Annotated in this window: 18 protein-coding genes; 7 read left to right on the top strand and 11 right to left on the bottom strand. The window is 62.3% G+C overall.

Going from position 1 to position 14,474, the window contains the following annotated elements; translation table 11 throughout:
* Positions 1-12 precede the first annotated feature (12 nt).
* From D460_RS0121190 to D460_RS37100, 4 genes are all read left to right on the top strand, one after another.
* Complete coding sequence (locus tag D460_RS0121190) at positions 13-795, top strand: adenosylcobinamide-GDP ribazoletransferase (protein WP_018900598.1); 783 nt, start codon at positions 13-15, stop codon at positions 793-795.
* A 19-nt stretch (positions 796-814) separates the two neighbouring features.
* On the top strand, positions 815-1,024 hold the full coding sequence (locus D460_RS0121195) for a DUF1289 domain-containing protein (protein WP_018900599.1): 210 nt from the start codon (positions 815-817) through the stop codon (positions 1,022-1,024).
* The gene (locus tag D460_RS0121200; RefSeq protein ID WP_018900600.1) at positions 1,021-1,722 is read left to right on the top strand and encodes a TIGR02281 family clan AA aspartic protease; all 702 of its coding nucleotides are present in this window, start codon (positions 1,021-1,023) and stop codon (positions 1,720-1,722) included. The genes D460_RS0121195 and D460_RS0121200 overlap by 4 nt, the downstream gene beginning before the upstream one ends.
* A gap of 160 nt (positions 1,723-1,882) precedes the next feature.
* A complete protein-coding gene (locus tag D460_RS37100) occupies positions 1,883-2,014 on the top strand; it encodes a hypothetical protein (protein ID WP_280741331.1) in 132 nt (43 codons plus the stop codon).
* Here D460_RS37100 and D460_RS0121205 read toward each other — a convergent pair.
* The 9 genes from D460_RS0121205 to D460_RS0121245 form a co-directional block, all read right to left on the bottom strand.
* Complete coding sequence (locus D460_RS0121205) at positions 1,996-2,757, bottom strand: ABC transporter permease (RefSeq protein WP_018900601.1); 762 nt, start codon at positions 2,755-2,757, stop codon at positions 1,996-1,998. The genes D460_RS37100 and D460_RS0121205 overlap by 19 nt on opposite strands.
* Entirely contained in the window at positions 2,754-3,680 is a 927-nt protein-coding gene (locus D460_RS0121210; RefSeq protein WP_018900602.1) for an ABC transporter ATP-binding protein, read from the bottom strand. Before D460_RS0121210 ends, D460_RS0121205 begins: the two co-directional genes overlap by 4 nt.
* Before the next feature lie 163 nt (positions 3,681-3,843).
* Positions 3,844-4,092: a hypothetical protein gene (locus D460_RS0121215; RefSeq protein ID WP_018900603.1), complete on the bottom strand. Its 249-nt coding sequence runs from the start codon at positions 4,090-4,092 to the stop codon at positions 3,844-3,846.
* A gap of 77 nt (positions 4,093-4,169) precedes the next feature.
* Complete coding sequence (locus D460_RS0121220) at positions 4,170-5,450, bottom strand: extensin family protein (protein ID WP_018900604.1); 1,281 nt, start codon at positions 5,448-5,450, stop codon at positions 4,170-4,172.
* Between the two features lie 287 nt (positions 5,451-5,737).
* Positions 5,738-5,974 (bottom strand): hypothetical protein, encoded by a 237-nt coding sequence (locus tag D460_RS0121225; RefSeq protein WP_026283371.1) that lies wholly within the window; start codon positions 5,972-5,974, stop codon positions 5,738-5,740.
* A 171-nt stretch (positions 5,975-6,145) separates the two neighbouring features.
* Positions 6,146-6,319: a hypothetical protein gene (locus D460_RS36040; RefSeq protein ID WP_155947803.1), complete on the bottom strand. Its 174-nt coding sequence runs from the start codon at positions 6,317-6,319 to the stop codon at positions 6,146-6,148.
* Positions 6,320-6,457: 138 nt separating this feature from the next.
* Positions 6,458-8,116: an alpha/beta-hydrolase family protein gene (locus D460_RS0121235; protein ID WP_018900607.1), complete on the bottom strand. Its 1,659-nt coding sequence runs from the start codon at positions 8,114-8,116 to the stop codon at positions 6,458-6,460.
* Positions 8,117-8,186: 70 nt separating this feature from the next.
* Positions 8,187-9,215, bottom strand: coding sequence for a linear amide C-N hydrolase (locus D460_RS0121240; RefSeq protein WP_051110815.1), 1,029 nt, complete (start codon positions 9,213-9,215; stop codon positions 8,187-8,189).
* A gap of 88 nt (positions 9,216-9,303) precedes the next feature.
* Complete coding sequence (locus D460_RS0121245; protein WP_245267776.1) at positions 9,304-10,128, bottom strand: hypothetical protein; 825 nt, start codon at positions 10,126-10,128, stop codon at positions 9,304-9,306.
* Between the two features lie 237 nt (positions 10,129-10,365).
* Here D460_RS0121245 and D460_RS0121250 point away from each other — a divergent pair, with 237 nt between their 5' ends.
* The 3 genes from D460_RS0121250 (at position 10,366) to D460_RS33445 (ending at position 11,623) form a co-directional block, all read left to right on the top strand.
* Entirely contained in the window at positions 10,366-10,752 is a 387-nt protein-coding gene (locus tag D460_RS0121250; RefSeq protein WP_026283372.1) for an acyl-CoA thioesterase, read from the top strand.
* Between the two features lie 81 nt (positions 10,753-10,833).
* Positions 10,834-11,280, top strand: a complete 447-nt coding sequence (locus tag D460_RS0121255) for an SRPBCC family protein (RefSeq protein ID WP_018900611.1) — start codon at positions 10,834-10,836, stop codon at positions 11,278-11,280.
* 4 nt (positions 11,281-11,284) lie between these two features.
* Positions 11,285-11,623 (top strand): metalloregulator ArsR/SmtB family transcription factor, encoded by a 339-nt coding sequence (locus D460_RS33445; protein WP_018900612.1) that lies wholly within the window; start codon positions 11,285-11,287, stop codon positions 11,621-11,623.
* A gap of 18 nt (positions 11,624-11,641) precedes the next feature.
* Here the strand turns inward: D460_RS33445 and D460_RS0121265 are convergent, their stop codons facing one another.
* Positions 11,642-12,814: a DUF1501 domain-containing protein gene (locus tag D460_RS0121265; protein ID WP_018900613.1), complete on the bottom strand. Its 1,173-nt coding sequence runs from the start codon at positions 12,812-12,814 to the stop codon at positions 11,642-11,644.
* A 10-nt stretch (positions 12,815-12,824) separates the two neighbouring features.
* Positions 12,825-14,402, bottom strand: coding sequence for a DUF1800 domain-containing protein (locus tag D460_RS0121270; protein ID WP_018900614.1), 1,578 nt, complete (start codon positions 14,400-14,402; stop codon positions 12,825-12,827).
* Between the last annotated feature and the right edge of the window lie 72 nt (positions 14,403-14,474).

Below are 14,474 nucleotides of genomic sequence, written 5' to 3' on the forward strand. Positions count from 1 at the left end.
AGCGGACGCGCCATGAACATCGCAACCTATGTGGCGGATATCGCGCGCGCCGTCGCTTTTCTGAGCCGCATTCCGATGCCGAAGGCGGCCTTCGCGGGATATGACGGAAAGCTCGGTCGCGTCGCGCGCGCCTTTCCCGTTGCCGGCATCATCATCGGCCTGCTGCCCGCAATCGTTCTGCTCGTCATGCTCGGCCTGCGCGCCGACCGGCTGATGTCGGCGCTGGTGGCGCTGGCGGTACAGGCGATCATCTCCGGCGCATTGCACGAGGATGGCCTTGCCGATTGTGCTGATGGAATCGGTGGCGGCCGCGATCGCGCCCAGCGGCTGTCGATCATGAAGGACAGCCGCATCGGCACCTATGGCGCCATCGCGCTGATCCTCTCCTTCGCCATTCGCGCCGCCGCCATCGCCGCGATCGCGCGCGGCGTCGTGCCATTCGCGGCAGCCCTCGCCCTGCCCGCCATCGGCTGCATCAGCCGCGGCGCACTTGTCTGGCACTGGCACCGCCTGCCGCCGGCAAAGGCGGATGGCGTGGCCGCTGCCGTTGGCCAGCCCAGCGAAGGCGTCATGCAGATGGCGGTCGTCTCGGCCTGCGCGCTGGCAGCACTCCTGATCTGGCCAAGCCTCGGCCTCCTGCCGCTCATCTGCGCCCTGCTCGCCTGCGGCCTCAGCGCGATGATCTTCACCCGAGTGGCCCGTGTAACTCTTTCCGGCCATACCGGCGATACGCTGGGCGCGACCGCTCAAATTTCCGAGATGGCGGCATTGTGTGCTCTTGCCATGGCTTTGTGAAACAACGATATCATTTGTCATGATAAGCCCGTGCATCAACATCTGCTCCATTGATTCATCCAGCGGCTTTTGCGCGGGCTGCGGCCGAACGATCGAGGAGATTGTTGGCTGGGCGGCGTTTTCAGATGAAGAGAGGCGCGCGGTCATGCGCCTGCTGCCCGCCAGGATGAAAGCGATCCCATCAGCGGTATCGCGAGAGACGATGGCAAGCACGGAGCTCACCGCATGAACAGGCTGACGATTGGACTTGGCGGTCTCGGCATCGGCCTTCTCATTTTGCTCTTCAACCATGACAGCCCCAAGATCCTCGGCGTCAGGACCGACGATTTCGGCCGCATGCTCTATCTCCTGCCGATCGCGCTCATGCTGGCCGCCGGCATCTGGGGGCGGCGTATCAGCGTCGGCGAGACGATGCGCCACATGATGATCTGGCTGGTGCTGATCCTCGGCCTCGCCACCGTCTATCTCTATCGCTACGACGCGCTCAGCGTCGGCAATCGCCTGCTGGCTGGCCTCATTCCCGGCCGCGCCGTGGTCGTGACCACCAGCGAGGGCGGCAAGGAAGTCATCCTGCACAAGCTGCTGAACGGCCATTTCGAGGCCGATGTCGAGATCAATGGCCAGACCATCACGATGCTTGTCGATACCGGCGCCAGCATGATCGCGCTCTCGCGCGAAGACGCGGAGCGCGTCGGCATCATTCCCGACAACCTCACCTATTCGATGAGCGTGATGACCGCCAACGGCCGCGCCCAGGCAGCCCCCGTCACGCTGTCTGAAGTGGCGATCGGCCCGATCGTGCGCAACAACGTCGCCGGCAGCGTCGCCGAGGACGGGCGGCTGGACCAGAGCCTGCTCGGCATGAGCTTCCTCGAGACGTTGGGTTCGCTGCAGATGCAGACTGACGAACTCAGGATGCGCGACTAACCACGCGCGCCGCTCGAAGCCCTACACCCTCTGCAAGACCCTCTCCAAGCTTACGAAAGCGTATGCTCGCAGCAAGGCGGCCGTATGCCGCCATGGCTATTGTCCGCGGCACGGACCGGGCTGGGTGCCGTTTGACGACACTCGAACACAGGACTTCATCATGAAGACGATCGCCGTAGCCGGACTTGTAAATGTCATTGTCGCACTGGGCTTCATCCTGCTCTGCCTGCCGGCTCACGCTGCCGGATCAGGCATAGCAAGCGAAATGCCGCATCAGTTGCGCAGCTTGTAGCCGGTCCTGAACATCCAGCCGAGCGTTCCCAGGCAGATCGCCAGGAACAGCGAGATCATACCGAGGCTGATCAGCGGATTGACGTCGGCGATGCCGTAGAAGCTCCAGCGAAAACCGCTGACCAGATAGAGCACCGGATTGAAATGGCTGACCGCCTGCCAGAAGGGCGGCAGCATGTTGATCGAATAGAAGCTGCCACCAAGGAAGGTCAGCGGCGGCACGACCAGCATCGGGATCAGGTTCAGCTGCTCGAAATTGTTTGCCCACAGACCGATCATGAAGCCGAACAGGCTGAAGGTCACCGCCGTCAGCACGAAGAACAGCGCCATCATGAAGGGATGCTCGATCCTGACCTCGACGAAAAAATTCGCCGTCAGCAGGATGATCACCCCGATCATCAGCCCCTTGGTCGCCGCCGCCCCGACATAGCCGAGCAAGATCTCGGCCATCGCCACCGGCGCCGACAGCACTTCGTAGATCGTCCCGGTGAATTTCGGGAAGTAGATGCCGAAGGAGCCGTTGCCGATGCACTGCCCGAGCAGCGTCAGCATGATCAGACCCGGCGTGATGAACGCTCCATAGGAGATCCCCTCGACTTCCTGAATGCGCGACCCGACGGCCGCACCGAAGACGATGAAGTAGAGCGATGTCGAGATGACGGGCGAAACCACGCTCTGCAACAGGGTGCGGCGGGTACGTGCCATCTCGAAGAAATAGATGGATTTGACGGCTTCGAAATTCATTTTGCGCCTCCCACGAGCGCCACGAAGATGTCTTCGAGCGAACTCTGCTGCGTCGACAGGTCTTTGAAATGGATGTTGTGCTCGGCAAGCCGCGTAAGAAGCGCGGCGATGCTCTCCTGGTCGTTCTCGGCGTCGAACTCGTAGGTCAGCCGGTTGCCGCCCGCCGTGAGCGCAAGCCCGTTGCCGGCGAAGCTCGCGGGCAGCTCTTCGAGCGGCTCGGTCAGCTCCAGGATCAGCTGCTTGCGGCCGAGCTTGGCCATCAGCGCGGTCTTGTCCTCGACAAGCAGCAGCTCACCGCCATTGATCACGCCGACGCGGTCGGCGATCTCCTCGGCCTCTTCGATATAGTGAGTCGTCAGGATGATGGTGACGCCCGCCTCGCGCAGCTTCTCGACGACGTGCCACATGTCCTTGCGCAGCGCCACGTCGACGCCGGCCGTCGGCTCGTCGAGGAAGAGGATTTCAGGCTCGTGGCTCAGGGCCTTGGCAATCAGAACGCGCCGCTTCATGCCGCCGGAGAGCTGGCGCAGCGTATTGTCCTTCTTGTCCCATAGCGACAGGTCGCGCAGTACCTTTTCGATATGCGCGGGATTGGCCTTCTTTCCGTGCAGGCCGCGCGAGAAGCTGACCGTGTTCCACACCGTCTCGAACTGATCAGTGGTCAGCTCCTGCGGCACCAGCCCGATCATCGCCCGCGTCGCCCGGAAGTCCTTGACCACGTCGTGGCCGCCGACAAGCACGGTTCCCCCGCTCGGATTTGCAATGCCGCAGACGATCGAGATCATCGTCGTTTTCCCTGCGCCATTCGGGCCGAGAAGCGCGAGGATCTCGCCCTTCTCAACATCGAGATCGATGCCCTTCAGCGCTTGGAAGCCATTACCGTAGATTTTCGTGAGATTGCGGATGGAAATGATGGGGGCCATGAAGGGCTCTTGAAGACGAAAGGAAGGATTTCGCCGCTATATAGCCGCCCCGCGACAGTTTTACATCCCATTGACTGCGAACAGAGTATTCATTTGCTCGAAAACGATGCAATTGAAAACGCGGTTCCCCGATCGTCAGGACTTCAAGGCCCCCAGAGCCTTGTTACCAGGCGCCGTTCACGCTGCAGCCGGCCGGCGGCAAAGTCTTGCCTTCGAAGCGCGCCTTCAGCATCTCGCAGCCTTTGACGCGAATGAAGTCCGGCATCTTCATGTTGAGGCTGATGCCCACTTCATCGAACGGATCGCTCGCATAGGCCACATAGGCATACCAACGGCCGCCGAACACAGCGACGGCGGCGATCACCACGATCGCGATGAAAAACAGAATGTTCGGGCGCTTTTTCTCGGCCACGACGATCTCCTCTTACTGATAGGGAGCCCGTTTAAAGCGATTCCCGCAGCCGCGTCGATGCCGAGCCGCGAATGCCGTCAGTCGCAATAGACCTTGCCGCTCTTGCGCTCGCGCAGATCGAAGTGGAAGTGGTTCCAATGCTCCGGATTGCTGCCGGGACCGAGCACCGTGTTGAAATACTTGCAGCTGTCAGTCCGCACGGCCTTCAGCAGCTTGCCCTCGCGGAAGGAGAACAGCCCCTTCTTGCGCACATCGATCTCGTGACCGCTCTTCAGCACGAACTTGCCGACATCGATCGCGTTGCCGTGCGCATGCTCGGACATCGGATTGTAGCGCTGGCGGCTGTTGTTCATGCGGCGGCAGCTATAGCCGCCAAGCGGCTGGATCGTCTTGATGCCGGACCAGTAGCGAAACCGTGCCGATGGCGCGAGCTCGTTCTTCACCCACTTGGCAAAGGCGAGCGTCACCTGGCAGTTCAGCGTCACCGCCGGGCGAACGCCGATATTGCCTGACAGACCCTGCAGCGAGATCGGGTAAGGCACCTGGCACGCCGGCCCGTTGGAGATCGGCGGCTTGTCGGTGAAGACGACGCCCATACGTTTCAGTTCTCGCCGGCAGGAAAGCTCCGAGCTAGGCATCACGCCAGGCACCGCCGGTGCCGGCTGGCTCATCTGCGGCTCGCTATCCATCGGGTTGTTCGGCCGCAGCATCGCCACTTCCTGCGGCTCGCTCTCTTCAGGCACGCGCGCCGGCGCCACGACAGCACTGCCGTCGCCCCACACCTGCTGCTGTTGTCCCATCGCAGCTTGGCTCGCTGGCCGTGGCGGGCGCATGCGGTTCATCTGGGTTGGATTGTCCGTGCCGATGCCATCGACGACAGGCTGGTCCGATTGCCCCTCGGCGATCTGCTGTTGCTCTTCCTGCGCGAGACCCGTGACCGGCTCGGCTCCAAGCTCGGCATCCATGTTGACGCCCTCGGGCGGCACGGCAAGCGTCTGCGTCCCGCCCCAGGTGGCCGGCTGGCCGCTGAACTGGCCGGCAGCACCGCGCGCACCGGCCGACGCCTGATCGTTGGTCATAGGAGGCGCTGCGCTCGCCTGCCCGCGACCGGCAAGATTGGGCGTATTCATATAATCGACGGAACCCTGGACCGGCTGACTGCCGACGGGATAAGCCTGATCGATGGCGGTGGATGGCATGTTGACCGGCGCCTGGCGCCGTGGCGGCGAGATGGAGCCGACCTTCGTGCCGCTATCCACGCTGCCGGGCGGAACGAGCGCGTCCGTCGAGCACGTCGTCAGCGCTGTCGACAGCAGCACGGGCAGCACATAACGCCGCATGATGGAAACAAACGCCATACTCTCATCGCTTCCGAAGATCGGCAGTGACCAAAAAACTTCGGTCCAAATTTAATAAAAAGCGGTGAACGAAACCTTACCCCAAGCCAGAACAAGCCCGGACAAGGCCAGCGTGGCCGATCACGATTGCGGAAGCGTTTGAAACAAAAGCCCTAATCCGGGCGAAAAATCCGGGATCGGCGCGCAATAGTCACCGATCGGCGACGTGTACGCAGGCTTGTCTGTCAGGCTGGAAAGAGGTGCTGCGAACAGCAAGACGGGAACTGCAGAGCGGACGAACCGCAGCGTCAACTGACGTAACGCAGATCCTTGTCGTCGGACAAGTTGATCGCGGCGCGACGAACCGGGCGGCCGCTGCCATATATCTCGTTCATGATCTTGGCGACCTCGACGGCATGGCCTTCGGTCAATCCGTTGAGGATCTGGCCGCCAAAGCATGCGGGCTCTTCTGCCTGATGGTCCCAGACCATCCACATGTCGAGCGGATCGCAAATTACATCATAACGAGGTGTGGAGCTATTCATCGGGTAACGCCTTCAATACCCCACTCTCTTAGGTTGCCGTAAATTAATCGTTTACTTGCGCCACCGACAAAAACAAATGGGTGATTTATTGCAGTCGGGCCCTGTCGGACAGAGCAGGTCAAGACCGCATTGGCAAAGCCGCCCTAGGCGGCTTCGCGATGTCGCAGAGAATTACCGCGCCGGCACGCTTCCGGTGACGATACGATCGGTCTTCGTCAGTTCCATCTGCGGCCAGTTGGACGCGGTCTCGGACGCAGGACGACTGCCGATGGCAAGGATCGTGATCAGGCCGGCAACGACGGCGGAAAGAAGCAACCCGCTATAGGTCATCAGTTTGAACCTCAAAGATGTGGTTTCCCAGCCACTCCGGCGCAAACTGCTATCAGAGCCTAAACGAACCCATAAGAAACGTGGTTAATCACGATCATATTCCCGCTTATGAACAGCCGAAACCTGACAGACCGCCATCGCGGGAACGCGTTCTCAGTCGTTTCCGCCCGGAGCTGCCGCCTGCGCGAAACGCGTCTTCAGCGCCGCCACCTCGCCGGGATCGACCGTCAATCCGGCAACGGCGATCCAGGCGTCGATATAATGCTCGGGCGCATAGACATGGCCGTAGCCCATCGGCGACGTCGTCGCGATCATCAGATCGAACAACAGCTGGAACATCGTCAGCACGGGAAACCACCTGAGGCTCGGCGAAACATCCGGCCCGCGCGGCGCCTGCATCCATGCTGGCTCACGGTAGAAGGAGTGCGGATCGAAGAACGTCACCGCGTCGCTTGCATATTGCAGATAGACGATCCGCATCGGCCCCCATTGTGCGGCACCTGGAAGGTCCAGATGGTTCTCCTGGTTGGTGAAGCGGATCATCGAGCCGTCGCGGAAGGTCGGCAGCCAGGCCGGTGACTGCGGGTTGCGCCCTGCCGTCACCGCATTCCACATACGGCTCTCGAACGGCGGGCCGCTCCACAGAGCGCCCTGAAACGGGTCGGCGATCACATCGAAGATATCGGCCGAAAGCTGCGAGTTCAGCGCGCCGAGGCTCAAGCCATGCAGGTAGAGCTTCGGCCGCTTGTCGTGCGGCAGTGTCGTCCAGTAGCCGTAAACCTCGCGAAACAGCGCCTTGGCCGACTGCGCGCCATATTCCGATTCAACCAGCAGCGACAGCCAGCTCGAGAGATAGGAATATTGCAGCGCCACGCTCGCGACATCGCCCTGCTTCAGATATTCCAGCGTATCCATCGCCGCCGGATCGACCCAGCCGGTACCCGTCGGAGCGATGATGACGAGCATAGATCGCTCGAACGCCCCGTCCCGCTTCAATTCCTCGAGCGCAAGCTTGGCGCGCGCCTCGATCGTGTCGGCATTGTTGAGGCCGACATAGACGCGAATGGGCTCGCGCCCCTCGCGCTTCCAGAAGCCCCCGATATCCGAAGCGCTCGGCCCCGACGCCACGAAGTGCCGCCCCTGCCGCCCAAGCCCGTCCCAGGCGACCAGAGACGCCTTGCTTCCCGTCTTGGCCGGATCGGCGGGCATCGGAACGTTATCCTCGATCATCGCGTCCAGCCGCTGCATCGAGGAATCGATCGCATGCAGCGCCCCGCGCATCAGCACCCCTTCGGCCACCGACCAGAACACCGCCACCGCGATCGCGAAACCGATGACATTGGAAACACGTCGTGGCACGAAGCGATCGAGCCGCCGCGATGTCCACCGGAAGGTCAGCAGGAACAGACGGCCCAGTAGCACCGCGACGAGGAAGACCACGAAGGCAAGCGCTCCGAGCTTGAACGGCTCGGCGCTTTCGAGCGGCTCCATATGCCAGAGCTCGCGGATCGAATTCTGCCAGCCAGCCGCCTGCCAGAGGAAGACGACGGCCACGATCAGCCCGCAGATCAGCACGGCTATCCGCTGCGACAGAAGCGGTCCGCGATAAGGCAGTTCGAGATACTTCCACAGGCTGACGGCGGCGACCCCGATGAGATAGCCGACGGCCGCGCAGATACCCGACAGCGCCCCCTGCACGATGTAGGATCGCGGCATCAGCGTCGGCGTCAGCGACGCGGCGAAAAAGGCGAAGGCGAGCACCAGCCCGATCACCGACAGAGAGCGAAAAAGACCACCGAGCAGACGCCTCATGCAACTCCCCAACCTCTAGCCGCAACGACGACGGCGATCTTAGACGAAGATAAGCCTTGCCGCGCGCCTTCTACTCACCAAGGCCAAGAAACACGAAGGGCTTGGCATCCTTGAATTCCGATGTCGCGTTGCCGGAATAGGTATGGTCCTGGCTCTCGCCAAGGTCGAGCCGTTTCACCTTGCCGGTCTCCTTGGCGAAGTCGATCGTCTTCAAATCGACCCAGAAAGTATTCGGCGTCAGCGCCGACTCGAAGAAGTAGAGCTTGCGCTTGTGATCGAACACGGTGCGCCAGCGCGTCGACGAAATGTTCGGCTCCTCAGGCGTATTGAGGCCATAGGGCACCGAGACATTGCGGATGACGCTGAAAACGCTTGCGAGCGCCCGGTTGGGGCTCTCGTCCTTGGGGATCGCGTTGACATAGAAGGAGGCGCGCGCGAAGCGATCGGCCGCCCGGTTGGTGCCCGGCAGCATGACGGTTCCGCCGATCTGCTTCCAATAGGAGTTCAAGGCGAGCTGCTGGTCGAAGATCGGCGAGTTGGTCATCACCTGATATTTGCGATCGTGATGGATGACCTGCTTGCCGCCGATATATTCGACGATGGCGCTATCCCCTGTCGCATCGGACATCGACAGATGCAGCGTCGTCAGCCGGTTCTCGCCAGGCACATTGTCGGTGACGACAGTGAAAGGCTCCTGGCGGAGCGCCTCCACGGCCTCGTCAACGGTGGCGAAATTATCGAGCACATATTGCGCCCAGGCCGCGATGGTCAGACCGGGCTTGCTGGACTTGTCGAAGGGCGGATATTCGGATTCGACCAGCCACAAGAGGTTCGCGTTCAGCCCCGCCTCGTTCACCCCATCGGTGGTCGACACATCATAGCCGGTCGCGACAACGCTCCCGTATTTCGAGGTCCAATGAATGGAATTCGGCCCGGCCTTGCCGCTGCGCTCTGCGCCGCGTGGAAGGATGTAGAGATTGGTGGTGATATCGCTCTTCCAGTCCATCGACCGCGCGGTGATGACGTTCGCATCGGGGCCGAGATAGACAAGGCGGGTGCAGGCATCGGCAACATCGGCGAAAAGCAGCGCGGACGCGATGACGGCAGTCGCGACCGTGCGAGCGCGTGAACGAGATGGACGGCGGTTCGAAGACACGGGGCTTCTCCAATATCGGTGATCGCGGAAGCTAGAAGCGCATGGAAAACCCGATCGCAGGGCCGTGCTGGCTGACGTCCCATTTGAACTTGTTAGCGCCGGTGAAGTCGTCGTTTTCGTAATCCTGATAGAGAAGCCTGTACCCTGCCCTGAGCACGGTCGGATGACCGAGCATCATAGTGCGATAGCCGAGATAGGCCTGTGCGTTGACGCTCACCTTCGACCCTACGCCGAAGCCACCGACATCGGCCTCGGCAAACAGGTTCCAGCGTTCGGTGAGATCGGCATTCATCCGCAGGCCGACGAAGGGATCGGTCCAGTCGGAACTCTTCGACGCGCGAAGGCCGAACGCCGCGACATCGGCCTCGAGCTTCGTCCAGCGCACACCAGCGGTCGGCTCGATCGACAGCGTTCGCGGCTTGCCAAACACCGTGTCGCCGCCGAGCACCGCCTTATAGGCCTTGAAGAAGGCACCGGCCGCCAGGGTGGTCGTGGTGATGTCGAGACCGATCTCGCGTGAGAACACCTGCTCGTCCTGGCTTGTCTTCACATGCTGGCCGTCGAAATAGACGCCCCATTGGCCATTGGTGATCTCGATATTGCCCATGAGAGCGAAATCGAGATGGTCGAAGATATCGGAGAACGGAACGTCGACATCCGTATCAAAACCGGCCAGCGATCCGCTGCCATTCAGCGATGCGGCCCACACGTAGGGGCTGACGATGACGGCCCACTCGCGCTCCGGCGCGATCCGGCTGTTGTCGAAATCGGCAGCGACGGCCTGCCTTGAAATGAATGGAAGAGCGGAAAACAGCGCAAGGCTCACGGTCGCCACACCCATCGCGCAAAGCCGCATCGAAAGCCCCCATTTTCAATGTCCCACCGCGACCTTACTACCGGAGGGCGAAAACTCAAGCGAGATCAGCAGGATTGCTCGCTGACGGCGATCGAATGGCGATTGCGGAGCATGGAAGAGACGTGTGGCCGCAAGGCCGTGACACTTTTGTCGGAACGCTCCGATTTCGGTTTTTCGGCCGATACGCTAGGGTCCGCAGGAATCGACCTGAAAATCCGCCTTCAAAAAGGAGCGCCAATGACCGAAGCCCCCAAGCCGAGAGGCACGCTGACCCTGAGGACCATGGCGATGCCCGCCGATGCCAACCCGGCCGGTGACATTTTCGGCGGATGGGTCATGGCACAGATGGACCTTGCATCGGGCATCTCGGCCGCCGAGCGCGCCAAGGGCCGCGTCGTGACCGCCGCCGTCAAGGAAATGGCCTTCGCCCTGCCCGTCAAGATCGGCGATACGCTGTCCATCTATACCGAGATCGAGCGCGTCGGCCGCACCTCGATCACCCTCTGTATTGAGGCCTGGGCGACCCGGGCCCGCTACAACAAGATGGAAAAGGTCACCGCCGGCACCTTCATCATGGTGGCGCTCGACGAGAACGGCCAGCCCAAGCCGGTTCCGGCCGAATAGTTCAAAATTCGAGAAAGGCAACTTTTCGGTTGCCTTTCTCAACGAACCGCGCGACAAAAGGGCAACCAGGAGGTTGCCAATATGTCTGATCGCATCGAAAAGACCATTGAACTCAATGCCCCTGTTGCCCGCGTGTGGCAGGCCATCAGCGATTACCGTGAATTCGGCGAATGGTTCCGCGTGAAGATCGACGCGCCCTTCGTCGCCGGAGAGGAAGCCACGGGCAAGATCCTCTATCCCGGCTACGAGCACCTCCGCTGGACGGTCACCGTCAAGCGCATCGAGGAACCAACGCTGTTTTCCTTCACCTGGCTCCCCTATGCGGTCGATCCGGATAGAGACTATTCCGCCGAAATCCCGACGCTGGTCGAATTCCGTCTGGAGCCGATATCGAAGGGCACCCGGCTGACCATCACCGAATCCGGCTTCGACAAGGTGCCCAAATACCGCCGCGCCGAGGCCTTCCGCATGAACGACGGCGGATGGGCCGAGCAGATCAAGAACATCAAGGCCCATGTCGAACGCTGAGCAAATGTCGAACCCTGGCGCCACCACGGCCGGCCGAGACGCCGCCGCACTTTTCGCGGCGCTCGGCGACCCCACTCGTCTGTCGTTGCTGACAGCGCTGAGCGACGGCCATCCGTCCTCGATCGCCGGCCTCTCCGGCGGCACGGCGCTGACACGCCAGGCCATCACCAAGCACCTGACTGTCCTTGAAAAAGCCGGCCTCGTTGAAAGCATCAAGGTCGGTCGCGAAAGCCATTACAGTTTCCGCCGTGACCGCATCGATATCATGCGCGCCTATCTCGACGGCGTCTCCCGGCAGTGGGACGACGCGCTGGAACGCCTGCGCGCCTTCGTCGAGCGTTGATCACACCAGCTCGTCGGCTCAAGACCGCAGGAACTGCGATCCCTTGTCGAAGGTGACACCCGGAAATATCTTGGCCGTCAGATCATCCATACTCACGTCGAACTGCCGGTAAAGCATGGCGGCGGCGATCTCCCGCACATCGGCGGTCGGCGCCAGATCGCGCTCATCGAGCAGTTGCTGATCGCCAAGCCCCGGCCAGCGACCGAGGATGCGACCGCCATTGATCGCGCCACCCGCCAGCACGGCACAGCCGCCCGTGCCATGGTCGGTCCCTCCGGATCCATTCTCCCGAACCGTCCGGCCGAATTCGGTCATCGCAAGCACCACGGTCTTCGACCAGATATCCGGCCCCAGCGTCGATTTCAGTGTGGTGATGGCCTCCGTCAGATCCTGCACCGGGCGCTTGAACTGGCCGATCTGGCCGACATGCGTGTCCCAGCCAGTAATGGAGAAGCTGGCGATCCTGTAATCGCCCTTCAGCATGTTGCCGGCAAGGGCCGCCACATCTGCCACCTTCTGTCCGCGCGGCCCGCCGGGCTCGGCCACCATGGATGCGTTGTTGGCGCGCGTCGCCTCCTCCATCGCCTTGGCAAAAGCTGGGTCGCCGGCGTAAAGCCGCTGAAGGAACTGCGTCTCGTCGCGGGCCGGCCCAAGATTGGAATCCGACGCCCAGACGTCGACGTTGTTGGGCCCGGTGAGGATCAGCTCCGTCGAGGTGTTCACATCGATCGCCTTGCGCGCATCCGATCGCGGGATGACAGCAAGCGCGCGATTGAGCCACCCGGTCTTCTCCTCCGAAACGTGCTCGCCGCCCGATTCCAGCATGTCCTGCCCGTCGAAATGACTACGCTGGTCGCGATAGGGCGTCGACACCGCATGCACGAAGGCGAGTTCGCGGCTTCGCCACAGCGGCATCAGATCGGCGGCGGAAGGATGGAGACCGAAATGCCCGTCGAGATCGATGAGCCCGGTCTCCGGCGTCAGTGCCAGCGTCGGCCGGAACGCGGCAAAACCGGCATCGCCATAAGGCTGCACCAGCGCCAGCCCGTCCATCGCCCCGCGCAGAACGATGGTGACGAAGCGCTTGTCTCCCGGCATCGACGCGAAGGTGACGGGGGTAAGAATCGGGGCCGCCGCGAGGCAGCAGGCGGAAGCAAGGAAGCCGCGGCGCGATAGCGTGAAATCGGTCATTTCAAAGCTCCTATCGACGGTTGAACTCGGGAGACGCAAGCGCAAGCATCAGGCCGGTTGTCTTGTTGGGTGCCTGGCTGACGACGCGAATCGTGTCGTCGCGCGCGGCATCGCCAAGCGTTGCCTTCAGGAATTCACGGGGATCGAGCCCCTGCCCGAACTGCGCGGTCGCCCGCCGCGCCCAGCCGAGCCGTTCCGCCAGCTGGCTGGCCGTGATCCAGGCCGAGAAACTCTCCTCGAAGCCGGCGGGGCTCGGCGGCAACCAGATCGGCTGCCCCATTCGCCTGAGCGCGCCCTGCCCTAGCGCCCTTGCCGTCTGCATCGCCTTGCGGCGCTTCACCCTGTCCTCGTCGCCGGCATCGATCATCGATGTCCCGCCGCCAGCAGCGGTGTCTCCGCCCTTCATATCGCCCTTGGCGCCACCATTCATCGCGCCGCCCATATCAGGAGCGCCCGGAGCCATATTGCCCTGCGCGCCCATAGCCTGCGCGTCATCGTCCTGCTGGTTGTCCTTGAGAAAGACGACGACGTTGCCATCGCCGGCGCCGGCGTTCAGTGCCCTGAGACCGGCAACGACAAAATCGAATGGCTGGCGCGCCTTTGCGCCCTCGTTCGCCCAGGCGGCGGGATGGTCGAGCATGGCGCCGTAGACAGCCCTGAGATCGCCGTCGGTCTTCTTCCAGGCGCCGGTCATCGCGGCGATCAGCCCGGCATCCGGCTGATCGGCAACGAAATGCACCGCGAGCTTGCGACAGATATGCGCCGCCGTCTTCGGATTGGCGGCGAGATCGTCGAGCATCGCGAGATAATCGCCCGGCCGCCGCCTGTCGCCACCATAGCTGACGCCGAGAACCTCATGGCGGCCAGGCTCGGCGATGTTGGGACGAAACGCCATGTCCATCTCCTGCCGGTCGATCGTCAGCCCGGTCAAAACCATGGCGGCGGCCCGCACATCGGCCTGCGTATAGCCGCTGCCGGCGCCCAGCGTATGCAGTTCCAGCAACTCGCGCCCGAGGTTTTCGTTGAGCCCCTTCTTCTGCCGCATGCCGCCCTTGGAATCCGGCCCCAGCGATTCCGCCTGATCGAGATAGATCAGCATCGCCGGATGCTCGGTTGCGCTGCGCAACAGATCGGCGAAGCGTCCGCCGATACGCGGACGGATCGCTTCTGCCTCGTAGAGCGGCACGAGCATCCGCATCGACAGGCTCTTGTTAGCGCTGGTGGAGAAATGATTGGTCCAGAAGGTGGAAAGCCGCTCGTAAAAACCGTTGGGCGACATCACCGCCTGCAGCAGCCGCGCATTCGCATCCTGCTGGAAAGTCCGCTGCGCCTGCTTCTGCAGAACCTTGCGCCGCGCGCGACGCGTCTGGTCATCGTCGCCGCTTTGCCTGAGATCGCGCAGATTGGCCTGCAGGTCAGCGATCACCTGATGCCGTTGCTCGATACCGCCGACAGGAAACGCGACCGGTGCCCGCGCATCCGCGTTCACCTGCCGCAACAGGTCGTCGTTGTCTTGCGCCGCCACCTCGCCCGGCCGAAAACCGTAGCCGAAGCGGATCGCCGCCATCGTCGGAAAGGAAAGACTCATGACCTGTCACCTCCATATCCCTGGATGGTGACAGGCTGCGGTCAAAACCGTCGGAAATTGAGGCAGAGACGT

This window comes from Rhizobium sp. 2MFCol3.1, from assembly GCF_000377565.1.
Taxonomy (GTDB): Bacteria; Pseudomonadota; Alphaproteobacteria; order Rhizobiales; family Rhizobiaceae; genus Rhizobium.